The organism is Mesorhizobium sp. M0491, assembly GCF_040321265.1.
In the GTDB taxonomy this organism is placed as follows: domain Bacteria; phylum Pseudomonadota; class Alphaproteobacteria; order Rhizobiales; family Rhizobiaceae; genus Mesorhizobium.
In genome coordinates, this window is the sequence record NZ_JAMYRE010000022.1 from 49348 (window position 1) to 65691 (window position 16344).

16 protein-coding genes are annotated in these 16344 nt (G+C 63.5%); 13 read left to right on the forward strand and 3 right to left on the reverse strand.

The genetic code is table 11. The features are described 5' to 3' along the window. Positions 1–59: 59 nt before the first annotated feature. The 7 genes from NKI69_RS25315 (at position 60) to NKI69_RS25345 (ending at position 7421) form a co-directional block, all read left to right on the forward strand. Entirely contained in the window at positions 60–1550 is a 1491-nt protein-coding gene (locus NKI69_RS25315) for a replicative DNA helicase (protein ID WP_127261333.1), read from the forward strand. Between the two features lie 231 nt (positions 1551–1781). Then, complete coding sequence (gene radA / locus NKI69_RS25320) at positions 1782–3185, forward strand: DNA repair protein RadA (protein ID WP_023813748.1); 1404 nt, start codon at positions 1782–1784, stop codon at positions 3183–3185. A gap of 63 nt (positions 3186–3248) precedes the next feature. After that, positions 3249–3908, forward strand: coding sequence for a CvpA family protein (locus NKI69_RS25325; RefSeq protein ID WP_352442167.1), 660 nt, complete (start codon positions 3249–3251; stop codon positions 3906–3908). A gap of 104 nt (positions 3909–4012) precedes the next feature. After that, complete coding sequence (gene purF, locus NKI69_RS25330) at positions 4013–5482, forward strand: amidophosphoribosyltransferase (protein ID WP_013532528.1); 1470 nt, start codon at positions 4013–4015, stop codon at positions 5480–5482. A gap of 44 nt (positions 5483–5526) precedes the next feature. After that, the gene (locus NKI69_RS25335; protein WP_352442166.1) at positions 5527–6267 is read left to right on the forward strand and encodes an SDR family NAD(P)-dependent oxidoreductase; all 741 of its coding nucleotides are present in this window, start codon (positions 5527–5529) and stop codon (positions 6265–6267) included. 135 nt (positions 6268–6402) lie between these two features. Continuing rightward, complete coding sequence (locus NKI69_RS25340) at positions 6403–7032, forward strand: hypothetical protein (protein WP_352722767.1); 630 nt, start codon at positions 6403–6405, stop codon at positions 7030–7032. A 167-nt stretch (positions 7033–7199) separates the two neighbouring features. Further along, entirely contained in the window at positions 7200–7421 is a 222-nt protein-coding gene (locus NKI69_RS25345; RefSeq protein WP_013532531.1) for a hypothetical protein, read from the forward strand. A 3-nt stretch (positions 7422–7424) separates the two neighbouring features. Here NKI69_RS25345 and NKI69_RS25350 read toward each other — a convergent pair whose 3' ends face one another. Next, positions 7425–7931, reverse strand: coding sequence for an OsmC family protein (locus tag NKI69_RS25350; RefSeq protein ID WP_056580352.1), 507 nt, complete (start codon positions 7929–7931; stop codon positions 7425–7427). Between the two features lie 202 nt (positions 7932–8133). Here NKI69_RS25350 and aguA point away from each other — a divergent pair, with 202 nt between their 5' ends. Together aguA and NKI69_RS25360 are read left to right on the forward strand one after the other, a co-directional pair. Further along, positions 8134–9240 (forward strand): agmatine deiminase, encoded by a 1107-nt coding sequence (aguA, locus tag NKI69_RS25355; RefSeq protein ID WP_352722768.1) that lies wholly within the window; start codon positions 8134–8136, stop codon positions 9238–9240. Between the two features lie 45 nt (positions 9241–9285). Beyond that, positions 9286–10380, forward strand: coding sequence for a polyamine ABC transporter substrate-binding protein (locus tag NKI69_RS25360; RefSeq protein WP_352550560.1), 1095 nt, complete (start codon positions 9286–9288; stop codon positions 10378–10380). Between the two features lie 21 nt (positions 10381–10401). On the opposite strand, the gene NKI69_RS25365 is transcribed toward NKI69_RS25360, so the two are convergent. Further along, positions 10402–11103 (reverse strand): helix-turn-helix transcriptional regulator, encoded by a 702-nt coding sequence (locus tag NKI69_RS25365; protein WP_352550562.1) that lies wholly within the window; start codon positions 11101–11103, stop codon positions 10402–10404. 153 nt (positions 11104–11256) lie between these two features. Between NKI69_RS25365 and NKI69_RS25370 the strand changes: the two genes are divergently transcribed. The 3 genes from NKI69_RS25370 (at position 11257) to NKI69_RS25380 (ending at position 14809) form a co-directional block, all read left to right on the forward strand. After that, positions 11257–12774: a S10 family peptidase gene (locus tag NKI69_RS25370; RefSeq protein WP_352442162.1), complete on the forward strand. Its 1518-nt coding sequence runs from the start codon at positions 11257–11259 to the stop codon at positions 12772–12774. Positions 12775–12952: 178 nt separating this feature from the next. Beyond that, the gene (locus NKI69_RS25375) at positions 12953–13840 is read left to right on the forward strand and encodes a DMT family transporter (protein WP_352722769.1); all 888 of its coding nucleotides are present in this window, start codon (positions 12953–12955) and stop codon (positions 13838–13840) included. A 60-nt stretch (positions 13841–13900) separates the two neighbouring features. Then, entirely contained in the window at positions 13901–14809 is a 909-nt protein-coding gene (locus NKI69_RS25380) for a DMT family transporter (RefSeq protein WP_352722770.1), read from the forward strand. Between the two features lie 129 nt (positions 14810–14938). Here NKI69_RS25380 and NKI69_RS25385 read toward each other — a convergent pair whose 3' ends face one another. Further along, complete coding sequence (locus tag NKI69_RS25385) at positions 14939–15796, reverse strand: LysR substrate-binding domain-containing protein (protein ID WP_023813737.1); 858 nt, start codon at positions 15794–15796, stop codon at positions 14939–14941. 113 nt (positions 15797–15909) lie between these two features. Here NKI69_RS25385 and NKI69_RS25390 point away from each other — a divergent pair, with 113 nt between their 5' ends. Beyond that, positions 15910–16317: a tautomerase family protein gene (locus tag NKI69_RS25390; RefSeq protein ID WP_023813736.1), complete on the forward strand. Its 408-nt coding sequence runs from the start codon at positions 15910–15912 to the stop codon at positions 16315–16317. The last annotated feature ends 27 nt before the right edge of the window (positions 16318–16344 follow it).

Consider the following 16344-nt stretch of genomic DNA (forward strand, 5'->3'; position numbering starts at 1 on the left):
GTCAGCATGGACTTGTCACGTTCTGATATCGAGAAGCCGGGATCGAAATCGGGGACATCATGGCAGAAGCAGCGCGAAAATTCGGCGTCGCGGAAACACCGCTTTATCGTGAAGCGCCAAACAACATCGAGGCCGAGCAGGCGCTGCTCGGCGCGATCCTGGTCAACAACGATGCCTTCTACCGCGTCTCGGACTTCCTCAAGGCCAGCCATTTCTACGAGCCGCTGCACCGCAAGATCTTTGAGGTGGCGTCCGAGTTCATCCGCATGGGCAAGGTCGCGACGCCGATAACGCTAAAAACCTTCCTGCCGGCCGACGAGAAAGTCGGCGACATGACGATGGCGCAATATGTCGTGCGGCTGGCGGTGGAGGCCGTTACCGTCGTCAACGCCACCGACTATGGCCGCGCCATCTATGACCTTGCGACGCGCCGCGCGCTGATCACCGTCGGCGAGGACATGGTCAACATCGCCTATGACGCGCCGGTCGACATGGCGCCCGGCGAACAGATCGAGGACGCCGAACGCCGCCTGTTCGAGCTGGCCGAAAACGGCCGCTACGATGGCGGCTTCGAGAGTTTTTCCGATGCGTTGAAGAACGCCGTCGACATGGCCAGTGCGGCTTACATGCGCGACGGTCACCTATCCGGCATTGCCACCGGCCTGCGCGATCTCGACCACCGCATGGGCGGCCTGCAGCCATCCGATTTGATCATCATCGCCGGCCGCCCAGGCATGGGCAAGACGTCGCTGGCCACCAACATCGCCTACAACATCGCGGCCGCCTATGAGCCTGCCCAGCAGGCCGACGGTTCGGTCAAGGCGGCCAATGGCGGCGTCGTCGGCTTCTTCTCGCTCGAAATGTCGTCGGAGCAGCTGGCCACCCGCATCATCTCCGAGCAGACCGAGATACCATCTTCGAAAATCCGGCGCGGCGATTTGACGGAAGCCGATTTCGGCAAGCTTGTCGCCTACACGCAGGAGAACCACAAGCGCCCGCTCTACATCGACCAGACGGGTGGTATCTCGATCGCCCAGCTCGCGGCGCGCGCCCGCCGCCTCAAGCGGCAGCGCGGGCTGGACCTGATGGTCATCGACTATATCCAGCTGATGCAGGGTTCGTCCGCCAAGGCGTCGCAGAACCGCGTCCAGGAAATCACCGAGATCACCACCGGACTGAAGGCACTCGGCAAAGAGTTGGGCGTGCCGATCATCGCCCTCTCACAGCTCTCGCGTCAGGTCGAAAGCCGCGACGACAAGCATCCGCAGCTGTCCGATCTGCGCGAATCGGGCTCGATCGAGCAGGACGCCGACGTCGTGCTGTTCGTGTACCGCGAGGAATATTACATCAAGAACAAGGAACCGGAGAAAGGCACGCCCGAGCACCTCGCCTGGGAAACGAAGATGATCGAGGTCCAGGGCAAGGCCGAAGTGATCATCGCCAAGCAGCGCCATGGCCCGACCGGCACCGTCAGCCTTGCCTTCCAGGGCGAGTTCACCCGCTTCTCCGACCTCGCCGAGGAGCATCATCTGCCGGAAAGGTTCGAGTAGCTTTTTGACCTACCGTCGCGCTCTGTCACACCCCCCTCTGTCCTGCCGGACATCTCCCCCGCAAGGGGGGAGATTGGATGTCGTTACCGATTTCGCCAATCGCCGACGTGGCAGAGATGGTGCTGTAGTCAAAACTGCCAATCTCCCCCCTTGCGGGGGAGATGTCCGGCAGGACAGAGGGGGGTGTGAAGGAACGCCCCGCTTTCCCAATTTTCAGCCTGCGGCGACGTAATGGCAAAGTCACGCGTCCAATTCATCTGCCAGAGTTGCGGATCGGTGCATCAGCGCTGGGCCGGCAAATGCGATGCCTGTGGCGAGTGGAACACGCTGGTCGAGGAAGGCACGTCCGGCGGCATCGGCTCGGGACCAGCCAACACGCGCAATGCCCGCAAGGGCCGCGCGGTGGTGCTGACCACGCTGTCCGGCGATATCGAGGACGCGCCGCGCATCATCTCGGGCATTGGCGAACTCGACCGCGCCACCGGCGGCGGTTTCGTGCGCGGCTCGGCGTTGCTGGTCGGCGGCGACCCCGGCATCGGCAAGTCGACGCTGCTCACCCAGGCGGCCGCGGCGCTGGCATCAAAAGGCCATCGCATCGTCTATGTTTCCGGCGAAGAGGCGGTCGCGCAGATCAGGCTGCGGGCGCAGCGGCTTGGCGTCGCCTCTTCTCCGGTGGAACTTGCCGCCGAGACCAATGTCGAGGACATCCTGGCGACGATCGCCGACGGCAAGCGGCCTGATCTCGTCATCCTGGATTCGATCCAGACGCTGTGGACCGACCTTGCCGATTCGGCGCCTGGGACCGTCACACAGGTGCGCGCCGCCGCCCAGGCGATGATCCGTTATGCGAAATCCACAGGGGCGGCGATCGTGCTGGTCGGCCATGTCACCAAGGAAGGCCAGATCGCCGGGCCGCGCGTCGTCGAGCACATGGTCGACGCCGTGCTCTACTTCGAAGGCGAAGGCGGCCATCACTATCGCATCCTGCGCACGGTGAAGAACCGTTTTGGACCGACCGACGAGATCGGCGTCTTCGAAATGTCGGACAAGGGCCTGCGCGAGGTCGCCAATCCGTCCGAGCTTTTCCTTGGCGAACGCCATGCCAAATCGCCGGGGGCGGCGGTTTTCGCCGGCATGGAGGGGACAAGGCCGGTGCTGGTCGAGATCCAGGCACTGGTCGCACCCTCCTCGCTCGGCACGCCGCGCCGCGCCGTCGTCGGCTGGGACGGCGCCCGGCTGTCGATGATCCTGGCGGTTCTCGAAGCCCATTGCGGCGTGCGCTTCGGCACTCACGATGTCTATCTCAATGTCGCCGGAGGCTACCGGATTTCGGAGCCCGCGGCCGATCTGGCAGTGGCGGCCGCCCTGGTTTCCTCGCTCACCGGTCTTGCCCTTCCCGCCGATTGCGTCTATTTCGGCGAAATCAGCCTTTCGGGCGCCGTGAGGCCGGTTGCGCATGCGCAACAGCGCCTCAAGGAAGCCGAAAAGCTGGGTTTTGGAAGCGCGGTTCTGCCCTCGGGCAGCGGGGAACTGGCCGGGGGGATCGGGGCCGGTTCTTTCCAGCCGACCGAGCTTGCCGACCTCGTGGCACGCATAGCCGGCTCACGCCGAAGCCGCGTGGACGAAGAAGATTAGAGCATCGGACCCAGAACCCGATGCTCCGCGCTATAATGCGGCTCATGGAGTGGGGCGAAAGACATGCCGATTACGCTGCTTGACGGAATTCTCGTCGGCTTCACTCTGGTCTCGGCGATGCTCGCCATGGTTCGCGGCTTCTCGCGCGAAGTCCTGTCCGTCGTCTCCTGGGCAGCGGCGGCAGCGGCGGCGTTCTTCTTCTACAAGCCGGTTGTGCCTTACCTCGCGCCCTACATCGAGAATGAAAAGGTCGCCATGGCGGCGGCCGCCGGCGTGGTTTTCATCATCGCGTTGATCGTCGTCTCGGTCATCACCATGAAGCTAGCCGACTGGATCATCGATTCCAGGATCGGCGCACTCGATCGTACGCTCGGTTTCCTTTACGGCGCCGCGCGCGGCATCCTGGTCGTTGCCGTCGCCCTGCTGTTCTTCAACTGGCTGGCCGGTGCCAAGGCACCAGCCTGGGTCACGGAGGCCAAGTCGCGGCCGCTGCTCGAACAGATCGGCGCCAAGCTCGAAAGCCTGCTGCCCGAGGATCCGGAAAACGCGATCCTCAAGAAGCTCAATCCGAATCAGCCGGCCGCCGAGACACCAGCTGCTCCGGACGCACCGGCGGCGGATGCTCCGGCGGGCGGCGACGATGCCAACACGCCGGCGCCTGACGACAATGACGCAACACCACCGGCCAACAACGCTCCGGCACCGACGGCACCGGCAAACTGACGCCGAAAACGACGTCAGGATCTGACGATGGTGTGAACGACCGCACGGCCCGCGTTGCTTTCGGCGCGAACCCGCATTATATGGCGATTTTAGCGGAGCTTAAGATGGCAGACGCAGACGACGTGCTTTCCGCCGAGGCCGACGACCATTTCCACGACGAATGCGGTGTGTTCGGCATTTTCGGCCGGCAGGACGCGGCAGCCATCGTCACACTGGGCCTGCATGCGCTGCAGCATCGTGGCCAGGAAGCGGCAGGCATCGTTTCTTATGACGGCAGCCAGTTCCATGTCGAACGCCATGTCGGCCTGATCGGCGACACCTTCACCAAGCAGCGCGTCATCGACAGCCTGCAAGGCAACCGCGCCATTGGCCATACCCGCTACGCCACGACTGGCGGCGCCGGCATGCGCAACATCCAGCCCTTTTTCGCAGAATTGGCCGATGGCGGCTTCGCCGTCGCCCACAACGGCAATCTGACCAACGCCATGACCGTGCAGCGCGCGCTGCAGAAGCAAGGCGCGATCTTCTCCTCCACCTCCGATACCGAGACGCTTTTGCACCTTGTCGCCACCAGCAAGGAGCGCGATTTGAACTCGCGTTTCATCGATGCGGTGCGGCAGGTCGAGGGCGCCTTCTCGCTGGTGGCGATGACGGCCAAGAAGATGATCGGCTGCCGCGATCCGCTCGGCATCCGGCCGCTGGTGCTCGGCGATCTCGACGGCGCCTGGATCCTGGCCTCCGAAACCTGCGCGCTCGACATCATCGGCGCTCGTTTCGTTCGCGACCTGAAGCCCGGCGAGATGGTCGTCGTCACGTCCAAGGGTATTGAAAGCCTGTTCCCCTTCGAACCGCAGAAGACCCGCTTCTGCATCTTCGAATATGTCTATTTCGCGCGGCCGGATTCCTCGGTCGAAGGCCGTAACGTCTATGAGGTGCGCAAGCGCATCGGCGCCGAGCTGGCGGTTGAAAGCCCGGTCGAGGCGGACATCGTCGTGCCGGTGCCGGATTCGGGCACGCCGGCGGCGATCGGCTTCAGCCAGGCCGCAGGCATTCCCTTCGAGCTCGGCATCATCCGCAATCATTATGTCGGCCGCACCTTTATCCAGCCGGGCGATTCGATCCGCCACATGGGCGTCAAGCTGAAGCACAATGCCAACCGCCGCATGATCGAGGGCAAGCGCGTGGTGCTGGTCGACGACAGTATCGTGCGCGGCACCACCAGCCAGAAGATCGTGCAGATGGTGCGCGACGCCGGCGCCAAGGAGGTGCATATGCGCATCGCCTCACCGCCGACACGCGCCTCCTGCTTCTACGGTGTCGACACGCCGGAGAAATCGAAGCTCCTGGCATCGCGCATGTCAATCGAGGAGATGGCCGAGTTCATTCGCGTCGATTCGCTCGGCTTCCTCACCATTGACGGGCTCTACCGCGCCGTCGGCGAAGCCAGCCGCGACAACGACCAGCCGCAATTCTGCGATGCCTGCTTCACCGGCCAGTATCCAACCCGCCTGCTCGACTTCGAAGGCCACGACAATGTGCGCACGCTGTCGCTGCTGGCGACAAGCGGGACGTAGACCGGACCGTCATCAGCGTTAGTCAAACTCCCGGAATCCATCGCATGACCCTCGACCTTACCGGCCGCGTTGCGGTCGTCACCGGCGCCTCGCGCGGTATCGGCTATTTCATGGCCAAGGAATTGGCTGCCGCCGGCGCGCATGTCATTGCGGTGGCGCGCACTGTCGGCGGACTGGAAGAGCTCGACGACCAGATCAAGACGGCCGGCGGCCAGGCGACACTGGTGCCGCTCGACCTCGCCGACATGGCCGGCATCGACCGCCTGGGCGGCGCCATCCACGAACGCTGGGGCAAGCTCGACATTCTCGTCGCCAATGCCGGCGTTCTCGGCGTCATTTCGCCGATCGGTCATGTCGAAGCAAAAACCTTCGAGAAGGTGATGACCATCAACGTCACCTCGACCTGGCGGCTGATCCGCTCGGTCGACCCTCTGCTGCGGCTCTCCGATGCTGGACGAGCGATCATCCTATCTTCCAACGCAGCGCACTCGGCGCGTGCCTTCTGGGCGCCCTACGCGGCGTCCAAGGCCGCGGTGGAGACGATGATGCGCTCCTGGGCGCATGAGACGCAGAGCCTGCCGCTCCGGGTCAACGCCGCCGACCCCGGCGCCACCCGCACCGCCATGCGTGCCCAGGCAGTGCCGGGCGAGGATCCCGAGACGTTGCCGCACCCCGCCGAGATCGCCAAACGCATCGTGCCGCTGGCCAGCCCGGAGCTGAAAGAGACCGGATTGATCTTCCAAGCCAAGCACAATCGCTTCGTCGCCTATCGCCAGCCGGAATAAAACTAGAGCCTTTTTGACGCATGTCGGTTTCCCAAAAACCGCTGCACACTTTTAGGCGACATGCGTAGGGATTAAACAGGCCTCCGGCAACGTTTCTTCTGATGTAACCCGTCGAAGACCAACCGGAGGACCGACATGCGTAGACTGCTTCTCGCCACCGCCGCCACCCTGATCGCAGCCGCGGGCGCCGCTTACTCGCAAGATGCCAAGATGAGCTTCTTCGTTACCAGTGTCGGTTCCGGCAAGGGTGCCGACCTCGGCGGCCTCAAAGGCGCCGACGCGCATTGCGCGTCGCTGGCGGAAGCCGCTGGCGTCACCGGCAAAAGTTGGGCCGCCTATCTGTCGACCAGCGACACCGACGCCCGCGACCGCATCGGCAAGGGGCCATGGGTAAACGCAAAGGGCATCAAGATCGCCGACGATGTCGCCTCGTTGCACAGCGATGCCAACGGCATCACCAAGCAGACAGCGCTCAACGAGAAAGGCGAAGCGGTCAACGGCCGCGGCGACACGCCCAACCGCCACGACGTGCTGACCGGCTCCAAGCCCGACGGCACCAAGATCGCCGACCAGACCTGCGGCGACTGGACGATGAGCGGGGCGGAAGGCGCCGCTATGATAGGCCATCATGACCGCGCCGGCCTCGACGATTCGGCAGCGGCCAAATCCTGGAATTCCTCGCACGCTTCGCGCGGCGGCTGCAGCCAGGAGGCGCTCAGGGGCACCGGGGGCGACGGCTTGTTCTATTGTTTTGCCACCAACTGAGCCGATTTCGCTTCGAAATCGGGCTGCGAAACCCCCGTCACATCACGCGGCTGTGATGTGACGATGGAAGGCTGCGCCGCCGTCATGCTTTCGTCATTTCCGTGGAGTTGGTAAGGATCACAGCGACTCCCACAACAAGCGCCCACTGGCAGAATGAGGAAATCCCCATGGCTACGACCGCAGCAGCGTTGGTCTGGTATCTGGTAATCGCCGGCCCGCAAGGCGGCATGGTCGTGCTGCCCAGCACCTTCGACAAACGCGAACAGTGCACCGCCGCCATCACCGAATATCAGAAGCAGCCGACACCGGCCGGCTGGTCGGTGCAATGCGTGCCGAGCGCCTCGCCCTTCACTGACGAGGGCGACGCCGAAGAACCGTCAGCGCAGTAAGCGTCAGCGGCGCGCGCTCACCGTCAGCTCCGGCTTCTGGCTGATGGTCTGGAATACCACGCAATAGCGCTCGGTCAGCTTCAGCAGCGAGTCTATCCGCTCCTGCGGCTCATTGGTGTCGAGGTTGAAATTGAGCCGGATGGCGCGAAAGCCGACCGGCGCATCCTTGGCGACACCGAGCGTGCCGCGAAAATCGAGATCGCCTTCGGCTTCCACCGTGGCGGCACCGAGCTTGAACTCGAGCGCCGTCGCCACCGCCTTCAGCGTCACCCCGGCGCAAGCCACCAAGGCCTCCAGCAGCATGTCGCCCGAGCAGAGCTCAAGCCCTGAGCCGCCTGTTGCCGGATGCAGTCCGGCGATGGCGAGCGCCCTGCCCGTCTCCACCTTGCAGGCAACCGACTGGTCGTCGATCGAGCCCTTGGCGCGAAGCGTGATCAGGGCCTGCGAAGCATCGTCACGATAGGCCTGCTTCAGCGGCGCCTGCATGGCCTTCAGTTCGGTCGCATCCATCCGCTTTCCCCTTTCGTCGACTGCTTGCGTCACCGGCATACGCCGTCCGGTCGAGATTTGCGCCGATCACCGTGGGAAGGCAATGCCGTTCCGCAACAGGAGACAGCCGCCAACACCGATATCCCAAATGGGACATTGACGGACAAGGTCCCAAAACGTCTGATCCGGGCAAGTCATCACTCCATTTCCCGGCGGTCCCAAGATGCCCCGTACCCTCTCGACAAGGCCGAAACAGGATGGGTTTCGCGCGCCCGGCGAATTCGAACCCAAATCAGGCTGCTGGATGATCTGGCCGGAGCGACCGGACACCTGGCGCCTCGGCGCCAAGCCCGCGCAAAAGCTGTTCGCGGATGTCGCCGGGGCGATCGCGCAAAGCGAGCCGGTGACGGTGGCGGCCTCTGCTCGCCAGTGGCAGAATGCCCGAGCGCGATTGCCAGGCCATGTGCGCATCGTGGAGATGTCCACCAACGATTCCTGGCTGCGCGACAGCGGCCCCAATTTCGTCGTCAACGATCAAGGCGACGTGCGTGGCGTCGATTGGATCTTCAACGCCTATGGCGGTTTCGACGGCGGCCTCTATTCGCCATGGGACCTGGACGACCTGGCGGCGCAGAAAGTGCTCGAAATCGAGAACATGGATCGCTACCGCGCACCGCTGATCGCCGAGGGCGGCGGATTGCAGTGCGACGGCCAGGGCACCCTCATCACGACGGAGCAATGCCTCCTCAACCGAAATCGCAACGCCCATCTCGGCAAGGCCGAAGTGGAACGCCAGCTCGGCGACTATCTCGGTGTCGATACCGTCATCTGGCTGCCACGCGGCCTCGCTTTCGACGAGACCGACGGCCATGTCGACGACGTCTGCTGCTTCGTGCGCCCCGGCGTGGTCGTGCTGAGCTGGACCGACAACCGGGAGGACCCGCAATACGAGATTGTGCGAGAAGCCGAAGAGGTGCTGCGTTCGGCCCGCGATGCGCGTGGCCGCGCGCTGAAAGTTCATCGGCTGCCCCACCCCTTGCCGATCGAGATGACGCCGGAAGAAAGCGACAGCGTGGACCGGCTGGATTCGACCTGGGCGCGACCGGCTGGAAACCGGATCGCGGCGAGCTATATCAACTACTATCCGGGCAACAGCGTCGTGGTGGTACCGCAGTTCGGCTGCGATCTCGATGTGACGGCCAAGCAGACGCTGGCCGAGCTGTTTCCCGACCACAAGATAGTCGGCATCGAAAACTCACGCGAGATCCTGCTGGGTGGCGGCAATGTCGCCTGCATCACCTTGCCAGTCTATGCCCCGCAACGGCGTTGAGGGACGGGGCATGCCCAAAACAGATAGCGAAAACGGAGGACATTTATGCGCGCTCTGATCTTCTCAACCCTGCTTGCCTGCGGCATCTGCGCAAATGCGGCTTCGGCTGACGAGGAAAAGATCGTCAACGTCTACAACTGGTCCGACTACATCGCGCAGGACACGGCCGAGAAATTCGAGAAGGAGACGGGCATCAAGGTTCGCTACGATGTCTATGACGGCAACGAGGTGCTTGAAACCAAGCTGCTCACCGGCGGCTCGGGATATGACGTGGTCTACCCCTCAGCCTATCCGTTCCTGAAGAACCAGGTGAAGGCGGGGGCGTTCCTGGAACTCGACAAATCGAAGCTTGCCAACCATTCGAAGATCGATCCGCAGGCCCTGGCGCTGATCGCTGGCGCCGACCCGCGGAACCTGCATGCCGTGCCCTATATGGCGGTCACCGACGGCATTGGCTACAACGTCGCCGCGGTGAAGCAGCGGCTGCCGGACGCGCCGACGGATTCCTTCGCCATGGTCTTCGACCTCGAAATGGTCAAGAAGCTGTCCGATTGCGGCGTGGCCATGATCGATGCGCCGGCGGAAGTCATCCCGATGGCGATGAACTATCTTCACATCGACCCCAAATCGACCAGTCCCGACGACCTCGCCAGGGTCGAGGACCTGATGGGCAAGGTGCGGCCCTACATCCGCTATTTCCATTCGTCCAAATACATCAACGACCTCGCCAACGGCGACATCTGCGTGGTGTTGGGCTGGTCGGGGGACATCCTCCAGGCAAGGACTCGTGCGGCGGAATCCGTGAAGAAGCTGGAGATCGCCTATTCCATTCCCAGGGAAGGCACGCTCATCAACTTCGATACGATGGCGGTGCCGAAAGATGCGCCGCATCCCGACAACGCCCAGGCCTGGATCGACTTCAATCTGCGGCCCGATATCGCCGCGGCCAATTCCAGCTATGTCTCCTACGCCAATGCGATACCGGAGTCCCTGCCGCTGATGGACAAGGCCATAGCCAGCGATCCCGGCGTCTTTCCGGCTGATGCCGTAAAGGCCAAGCTGTTCGTGGTCGACAACAACGACCCAAAGTGGCTGCGATCGCAAAACCGCATGTGGACGCGCATCGTGACGGGGCAATAGAGCCGGCGGGAGCCGTCAGGCTCAAGCGACGTCGCGGAGGGTCGCCAGCAGCTCGACCTGGGAGTGCACGCCGAGCTTGCGGTAGATCTGCTTGATGTGGTTGCGGACGGTGCCGGGCGAGACGGCGAGACTTCGCGAGATGGTCTTGGCGTTGCCACCATCGACCAGGTGCCGCGCAATCTCGGCCTCGCGCCTGCTCAGCCGCGAGCGAGCGTCACCGATTGCGGCGCCCTTGTGCCGGAAGCGGCACAGATGAAGCAATCTTTCCAAAATGAGCCTTGTCGCGCTGCTTGCCGCGCAAGCCGTTGCCAGATCCTGCTCGCCAAACGGTTCTGCCCCGTTTCGCCTGAGAAAAGTGACATAGCCAGCGGTCAGCCCGTCGAGATTGAACACGCCGGTGATCTCGTCGAAACTGTCGGAAGGGCCGAAGAATTCGCGATAGTAGGGGGTGCGCTGGAAGTCGCCATTGCGGAGTGCCGACAGCGGCAACAGGAAATCCTGCCTTGTGCTGGCGAACCTCTGGAAGAAGGGATCCTGGCGATACAGTCGTGCATCGTAGTCGCGGTTCCAGCGATCGGGGCCGGCATCGTCGATGGTCAGGGACGTGATATCGCGACGGTAAAAGCCGACATAGGCGCGGTCGGAGCCAAGCAACTCGCTCGCCGCTGCCGTGAAGCGAGCCGACAATTCTTCGGGAGTCGCGGCAACGGCCGCAGCGGCCACACCGCCGCTCCAGCGTCCAAACTGATCGAGGGAAACGTTCGACTGCATTCCGGCTCACACTAGCGCAAGCCGTTACAAGTTCAAAACAGCCATTTCCTTTGACTTCGAACCTCTCGGCCATACCTATGCGGGAGTCGTTGTCGCGGAGCCATCATGCCGGTCAAGCTGAAACTGATCTGCCTTATCCTGCCGATGCTTGCCGTCCTGGCGCAGCCCGTCCTGGCTGAAACAGCGGAGCGGCCGGCGCCCTCGGGCGGCGTTCTGTCCCTGCTGCCGCCGCCGCAGACAACCAACCATTCGATCACGCTGGCCGGAAGAAAGCTGGATTACCAGGCAAAAGCCGCCACCCTGTCGCTGCTTTCCGGCAAGGGCGACGTCACGGCGGAGATCTTCTATGTCGCCTACACGCTGGAGCCGCCGGCAAGCGGGGCCAAAGACCCGCAGCGGCCGATCACCTTCGTGTTCAACGGCGGCCCTGGAGCAGCGTCCGCCTATCTGCACATCGGCGCGCTCGGCCCGCGTATAATCGCAATGGGAGCCGACGGCGAATTCCTGCCGTCACCGCAAAGACTGATCGACAATCCCGACAGCTGGCTCGACATGACCGATCTCGTCTTCGTCGATCCGGTGGGAACCGGCTATAGCCGCGAGGCACCGGGGCAGGACACGCGCGATTTCTGGGGCGTCAACCAGGATGCCAGCTCGATTGGCGCCTTCATCCGGCTCTATCTCGCGCAGAACGGCCGCACCGGCTCGCCGCTGTTCCTTGCCGGTGAAAGCTATGGCGGGTTCCGCGCGGCGCTGCTCGCCAGGACATTGCAGGAAGATATCGGCATCAGTCCGAACGGCATCGTGCTGATCTCCCCGGCGCTGGAGTTCACGCTGGTGCAGCCCGACGAATTCGAGCCGCTGCATTGGGCGCTCGAACTGCCTTCACTGGCGGCGGTGCGCCTGCGCGCCGAAGGCGTCAGCGGCGATGCATTGCGGGAGAAGCTGGCAGACGTCGAACATTATGCGATGGGCGATTACCTTACGGCGCTCACCAGCGGACTGGAGCAAGGCAGGCGGCTGGCCAGTCAACGCGTGGCTGACATCACCGGCCTGCCGCTCGACCTGGTGCAGCGGAACTCCGCCCGCATTCCCACCGGCCTGTTCGCAAGGGAGTTCGCCCGCGCCAGCGGCAAGGTGCTCAGCCCCTATGACGCCACGATCGGCACGGCCGACATCGCGCCCGAGAGCGCTCGCATCGCCGGCCCGGATCCGGTGCTCGACCGCAGCGTGCCGGCGCTGACGTCGGCGTTCGTCGGCTATATCAGCGACGAACTGCATTTCCGCACCGATGTCAGCTATCGGCTGCTCAATGGCGAAATCAGCCATAATTGGGACTACGGGACCAGCGCGTCACGGCAAGGCTATGCCGGGGTAATGGACGATCTGCAGCGAGCACGCTCGCTGAACCCCTCGCTCGGCGTCGTGATCGTCAACGGCTACACCGACCTGGTCACGCCTTACCTCGCCTCGCGCTACCTGGTGAACCAGATCCCGTCGCTCGCCAATGCCAAGCCTATCCGTCTCGATGTCGTCGAGGGCGGGCACATGATGTATTTCCGATCCGATGGTCGGCGCGCCCTGAAAGAGGCCGCTTCGGAGCTTTACCAGGCGACGCAATAGGCTTGGCGACAGTGCAACTCGCCATGGACCCCTGCCCCAACATAAGCACCGGGCTGGCGTAGCGCCGCAGCGGTTTTCGCCCGTATAGCTTGGTGCCAAGGGAGCTGAATTCACAGTTCCCTTGTGTCGCTCCTCACAGCATTTCTGCCGCTCCGGCAATTTTGGTCCCACGCGCCTTATGGCCGATATCGCCATTCTCGAAACACGCGAGCGGGTTCTTGCAGGCATCCTGCTGACCGGTGCGGCCTATCTGCTGTTTTCGACACAGGATGCTTCGATCAAGCTGTTGGTCGTCGGCATGAGCGTCTGGCAGATCATGTTCTTCCGCAGCATCACCATTCTGGGTGCGTGCGCGGCGATCGGCGGACGACAGTTGTTTGCTGACACGATGCGCTCGCCGATCGTGCGGCCGATGCTGGTGCGCAGTGCCTTCACGCTTGCTGCGTGGCTCTGCTACTACAACGCGGCGCGCAGCCTGCAGCTCGCCGAACTGACCACCGTCTATTACGCGGCCCCAATCATTGTCACCGTGCTTTCGGTGTTCCTGCTCGGCGAAAAAGTGCCGATGCTGCGCTGGCTGGCGGTGCTGATCGGCTTTGCCGGCGTGTTCATCGCTTGCGATCCGACTCATCTCGGCCTGTCCGTGCCGGTGCTGCTGGTGCTGGCGGCCGCCTTCTTGTGGGGCATCGCCATCGTACTCTTGCGCAAAACCGCCCTTGCCGAGCGCTCGATGATCCAACTCCTGCTCAACAATTTCTATTTCCTGCTGTTTTCGGCGGTACCGGCGTTGTTGTGGTGGCGGACACCGGACGGGGCTCAGTTGCTGCTCCTTGCCAGCGTCGGCGCACTCGGCGGCCTGGCGCAGTATCTTCTCTTCGAGGGCATGAAGCGCACACCGGCCTCGGTGCTGGCACCGCTGGAATACACCTCGCTGTTGTGGGCGTTCGCGCTCGGCTTTGCGATCTGGGGCGACGTGCCGCGCCGCGAAGTCTTCCTGGGTGCCGCCCTGATCGTCGCCGCCGGCCTGCTGATCGTCGGCACCGCGCATTTTCGCAAACGCCTATGATGTGGATCACCATCATTGCTGACATTACGATGTCAGGACCAAGCGGCGTAGGCTGGCCGCATGACTGAGATTGCAGCTACCATCGACACCGCCGCGGAGCGTACGCTCGGCATCATCCTGGTGTCGTCCTCGGCGGCTGTGTTTGGCCTGACCGGCGTTCTGACCAAGTCGATCCATGCCGACCCGCTGACCATCATCTGCTGGCGCGGCTTCGTCGGCTCGATCCTGGTCAGCCTCTATGTGCTGTGGCGGCGCCACCGCTCCGGCGGGCGTGATAGCCTGCGGCTTGGCTGGCGCGGCTGGCTGCTGGCGGTGGAAGGGGCTCTCGCCAGCATCGCTTTCATATCGGCATTCAAGTTCACCTTCGTTGCCAATGTCGCCGTCATCTATGCCACAGCACCTTTCGTCACCGCGCTGCTGGCCTGGGTTCTGACGCGCGAACCCTTCCGGTTGCAGACGATGATCGCCGCCGCCGTGTCACTGTGCGGCGTGGCGATCATGGTCTGGTCCGGCTTCGGCACCGGCAATCTGTTCGGCGACGGACTGGCACTGCTGATGACCATCGGCAGCGGCCTCTACATGATCATGGTGCGCGCCTTCCGCGACACGCCCGTGGTGTGGGCCGGTGCGGTTTCGGCTTTCCTGTTGTTCGTGCTCGGCTGGTTCGTCGCCGATCCGCTGGCGGTTTCGCCAAGGGACGCCGTTCTGCTCGCCACTTTCGGCGCGTCCTTCGCACTCTCCTCGATCCTGTGGACGGAGGGCGCGCGGCTCATCCCGCCGGCCGAATCCGGGCTGCTCGGCTCGGCCGAAGTGCCGTTCGCGATCCTGTTTGCCTTCCTGTTCCTGGGCGAGATTGCCCCAGCCGCCAGCATGATCGGCGGCGTCATCGTGTTGTGTGCGGTGTTTGCCCATGCGGGGCGGGATTGGCTGATGGCCCGCTCGCAACGCTTAGCATCAAATATTTCTTAAAAAAGTGACGCGGTCACGGAACCATCATCCGGGTCAGGCATTATTGCTGCGACGGGCCATCCCCAAGTCCCCCCAAACCCCTCGGCCCGTCCTACTCCAAGCCGACCGTAAGGTCGGCTTTTTCTTCATTCAACCGCCCGACAGGGCAAGGTTACCGCCGAGCAGGGCCGCCAGATCGCCCGCCGGACCATCGGCGCCAGCGCGCAGCCGGATGGCGAACTCAGCCATTGGAACCTGTGGCAGGCCAAGCTCGCGCGGTGCCTCGACAATGCCGGAATGGGCAAAGCGGGCCGTTCGCAGCGTCAGCGCGACACCGGCGTTCACCGCCGTGCGCAGGCCGGCCAGGCTGGCGCTGCCGGCAGCAATATGATAGCGGCGGCCGGCAGCATCGAGTGCGGCAAGTGCTGCTTCGCGAAAACCGCAATATGGGTCGAGCAGCGCCAGCGGCAGTTCCTCCTGCCGCGTGGCCAGCCCCTTTTGTGAGCATAGCCATATCATCGGCTCGCGCAGCACACCGACTTCGTCCGGCGCTGCCGCCTGGCGCATGACGATCGCCAGATCGAGGCCGCCAGACTGCAGCGCCTGCGCCAGTTCGGCGGAGCGGCCGACCCGCAGTTCGATCCTGACGCGCCGATGGCTGCCGGCGAAGGCACGCAGCAGATCCGGCAGGCCGCTGTCGGCGAAATCCTGTGTCGTGCCGATGGCGACGCGTCCGGCAGCGCGGGCGCCCTTAAGCGCCAGCCATGCCTCGCGATGGGCGGCAAGGATCCGCCTAGCATGGCCGACGAGGTCTTCGCCTGCAGGGGTCAAGCCGCGCCCTCGCCCTTGCGGCGCCAGCAGCGGCTCGCCGACGATTTCCTGCAGCCGCTGCATCTGGGCGGTCACCGCCGAGGGCGAACGTGCGACGCTTGCAGCCGCCTTGGCCAGTGAGCCGCTGTCGACGAAAGCTAGGAAGGTTCGGAGCAGATCGGGATCCAGCGTTTCCATACTTCGATCTTATCGAATCTTCAGTTAAAAACAATTCGATTTTTTTGATCGAAAGATGGTGGCATGGTTGTTTCAACGGCGATCGGACGCCGCTCAAGCCAAGGAGAAGAAAAATGCCCATCATCAACATCAGCGTCACCGGCAAACCTGACGCGGCTCTTTCCGCTCGCATCGCAAAGGAGGCCACCGAAATCACCGCGACGCAGCTGCGCAAGGACCCGACGATCACGGCAGTTGCCGTGTCCTACGTCGATCCGCAGCACTGGTTCGCCAGCGGCATGTCGCTGGCCGAGCACGGCACCAACACGTTCTGGCTTGATATCAAGGTGGTCGACGGCACCAATACCAAGCTTGAACTGGAGGCCTATCTGAAGGCGATCTTCGCAGCCTTCGGCCGTCTGCTGGGCGGCGTGCATGAGGAGAGCTACGCCTTCGTGCATGAAGTGCCGGCAGCCGCTTATGGCTATGGCGGCAAGACGCAGGAATTTCGTTTCATCAGTGGACGGCTGCAGGCGGCGTGAGAAGCAGCTTCCCGCACCAAGGGAAGC

Coding starts and splice junctions, on each gene's coding strand:
- NKI69_RS25315 (WP_127261333.1), top strand. CDS start 60: ATGGCAGAAGCAGCGCGAAAATTCGGCGTCGCGGAAACACCGCTTTAT.
- NKI69_RS25380 (WP_352722770.1), top strand. CDS start 13,901: ATGACTGAGATTGCAGCTACCATCGACACCGCCGCGGAGCGTACGCTC.
- NKI69_RS25350 (WP_056580352.1), bottom strand. CDS start 7,931: ATGGATGCGACCGAACTGAAGGCCATGCAGGCGCCGCTGAAGCAGGCC.
- NKI69_RS25360 (WP_352550560.1), top strand. CDS start 9,286: ATGCGCGCTCTGATCTTCTCAACCCTGCTTGCCTGCGGCATCTGCGCA.
- NKI69_RS25335 (WP_352442166.1), top strand. CDS start 5,527: ATGACCCTCGACCTTACCGGCCGCGTTGCGGTCGTCACCGGCGCCTCG.
- NKI69_RS25385 (WP_023813737.1), bottom strand. CDS start 15,796: ATGGAAACGCTGGATCCCGATCTGCTCCGAACCTTCCTAGCTTTCGTC.
- purF (WP_013532528.1), top strand. CDS start 4,013: ATGGCAGACGCAGACGACGTGCTTTCCGCCGAGGCCGACGACCATTTC.
- aguA (WP_352722768.1), top strand. CDS start 8,134: ATGCCCCGTACCCTCTCGACAAGGCCGAAACAGGATGGGTTTCGCGCG.
- NKI69_RS25325 (WP_352442167.1), top strand. CDS start 3,249: ATGCCGATTACGCTGCTTGACGGAATTCTCGTCGGCTTCACTCTGGTC.
- NKI69_RS25345 (WP_013532531.1), top strand. CDS start 7,200: ATGGCTACGACCGCAGCAGCGTTGGTCTGGTATCTGGTAATCGCCGGC.
- NKI69_RS25390 (WP_023813736.1), top strand. CDS start 15,910: ATGCCCATCATCAACATCAGCGTCACCGGCAAACCTGACGCGGCTCTT.
- NKI69_RS25340 (WP_352722767.1), top strand. CDS start 6,403: ATGCGTAGACTGCTTCTCGCCACCGCCGCCACCCTGATCGCAGCCGCG.
- NKI69_RS25375 (WP_352722769.1), top strand. CDS start 12,953: ATGGCCGATATCGCCATTCTCGAAACACGCGAGCGGGTTCTTGCAGGC.
- radA (WP_023813748.1), top strand. CDS start 1,782: ATGGCAAAGTCACGCGTCCAATTCATCTGCCAGAGTTGCGGATCGGTG.
- NKI69_RS25370 (WP_352442162.1), top strand. CDS start 11,257: ATGCCGGTCAAGCTGAAACTGATCTGCCTTATCCTGCCGATGCTTGCC.